The organism is Bacillus sp. AFS012607 (assembly GCF_002558005.1).
Classification (GTDB): Bacteria; Bacillota; Bacilli; order Bacillales; family Bacillaceae_G; genus Bacillus_A; species Bacillus_A thuringiensis_S.
The window spans coordinates 1-2,382 of the sequence record NZ_NTVM01000068.1; the positions used below are offsets into that span (position 1 = coordinate 1).

A 2,382-nucleotide genomic window follows, 5' to 3' on the forward strand; every position below is an offset into this window, starting at 1 on the left:
GCCGAATAAAAATTTTAATCTCTTCTCCTGTACGCTGTAGGATAAACGAGCATCAAATTTCTTCCCATTTTTGTTCGAGATAAACCCTTTAATCTGATCTGTCACATTCTTTTCTAATAACTTTTTCACATGGTTACTACTTAGATTTTTCCCAGAGACTGTACCAAAAATAATGAAGTCACAACCTTTTTTGTATTTCTCACATAAGTAGTTACTTTTCCCTACAAGAACCCTACTCTTACACAATGGACATTTACCAATGGTACGATCTTCAGTCGTTGGAAAACGGAATTTCAAGCTTCCGTCCGCTTCCATATAGATAGCTGCCGTAAATTCTCCCTTTTCTCCTTGAAAGCCGTTGATAAAATCCGTTGTTTTATACTGAATTAACTTCTTCATCTGATTACCAGGGATTGCTTTCCCCTTCATCTTGGCTGGCAACATAAAATCACATCCGTTTTTATGCTCCGTACATCCATAAAATGTTTTACGATGAAGCATATCCCCTTTTTTACATTTTGGGCATTTACCAAATGACAGCTCTTCTTGTGTTGGGAACTGAAATTTAACTTTCCCTTCATGTAACACGAGATAAGCGGAAAACTCCTTCTCATTGGACTTAAATCCTTTTAAAAGATCTGTTTTATTATCCTCAAACAGCTTTTTCGCTTGCGCTTCCGGAATCGCTTTTTCTTTAATTTTTTTCGGTAAGGAGATTTCACATTCCGGATAATTACTGCAACCATAGAAATTACCTTTATGAAGGATTTTTCCTTTTCTACAAGGGCATTTGCACACTTCAATCTGCTGATGCCAGGTATTAATAATACTATCCGACACCTTATCATCTATTGCGCCTAATTGTTCCACCGTATCTTTTACAAACGTATTTGTTTTCTCTACAAATTCCTCATATTTCATTTCGTTCTTTTCGATCATGTAGATCATCCCTTCCATTTCAGCCGTATAAGCTGGATTTTTGATTTCATCTACCGGAAAAGCATCTATAAATGCACGACCAATATTAGTAGTTCGAATCTGACTGTTGGTAACATCAATATAGCTTCGCTCTAACAGTTTCGGAATAAACGTTTCTTCCGTTGCGACTGTCCCAATCCGTTTTCCTTTCATAAGTTCTTTCAAATGTTCATCATCTAATTTACGCCCTGCCGTCTCCATAAAGGTTAAAATGGAACTTTCCGTATGAAAAGCTGGTTTCTTTGTTCGAGACTCAATCAAGTTATACTGAACGATTCTGAAAGAATCTCCTTCTCGTAAAATAGGTATCTGAAATGCTTCAACTGAACCCTCTTCTATATCCTCTTGAAACACACTTAGAAACCCTTTTTCTTGTAGGATCTTTTCTTTTGTACTGTAGATATTGCCCTCTTGATCTATAAAATGTACTTCTCTTACCAGGTAGATTGCTGGTTTCATAAAATTCCCGATAAACCGTTTTACAATTAAGTCATATAACTGTTTTTCTAATGGATTTCGGTTGGTCTCGACATATAATTTTGTTGTTGGGATGATGGCAAAGTGACTACTGACTAACTCATCATTAAAAGTAGTATGTTTTTTCGTAATAGAAGATGGAACCACTTGTTGTACGAGATTTGCATAAGTGCTTTTTTCTAATGCTGCCATTACTTCTTTCACTCGTTCCACTTGCTCAGTCGGTAAATGCCTGGATGAAGAACGAGGATACGTAATAAAGCCTTCTTCATACAAACTCTGTATATATTTTTTTGCTGTTTCCGCATTTATTTTTAGTTTGGCGTGAGCATCTTTGTAGATGTCCGTTAAGTTATATAATAATTTTGGTTTCTTTTTTCTCGTATTTTCTTTAAATTCCGTTACGATTACATTCGTTTCTTTCAAGCTCTCTCCAAGCTTTTGTAGTGGCGATGGATCTATCAGTTGATCTTCTGTTTTCATTACTGGTGATAAACCGTTTTCCGTTTGTAGTTTTAAATTGTAATAGGTTTGTTCTTTATAGTTTTGAATTGCGATTTCCCTTTGACGGATTTCATTCAATATGCACATTTGAACACGACCAGAAGCCAATAAGAATTGGTTTTTAGCTAGTTTTGATGTACAGCCCCTTGTAACATTAATTCCTAAAATATAATCCAGGTATTGCCTTGCTTTAGCGGATTGTGCAAGCCCATCATAATCTGCTCCTGGTTCTAATCGGTTCAAGGCTCCCTCTAGTTCTGCGGCTTCATAAGAAGAGATAAATAGTCGTGATTCTCGCTTGTTCACACCTGCATGTTCATATATTTCTCGATAGATAAGCTCACCCTCTCGATCTGCATCACAAGAGTTGACCACATGATCCACATCGGGGCGATTTAACAACTTAACTAATATTTGAATTTG

General features: G+C 36.4%; 1 protein-coding gene. It reads right to left on the reverse strand.

The window, feature by feature from the left end:
- Nucleotides 1–2,382, reverse strand: a 2,382-nt coding sequence (locus tag CN409_RS30660) for a type IA DNA topoisomerase (protein ID WP_098217973.1), incomplete at both ends; no start/stop codon positions are given.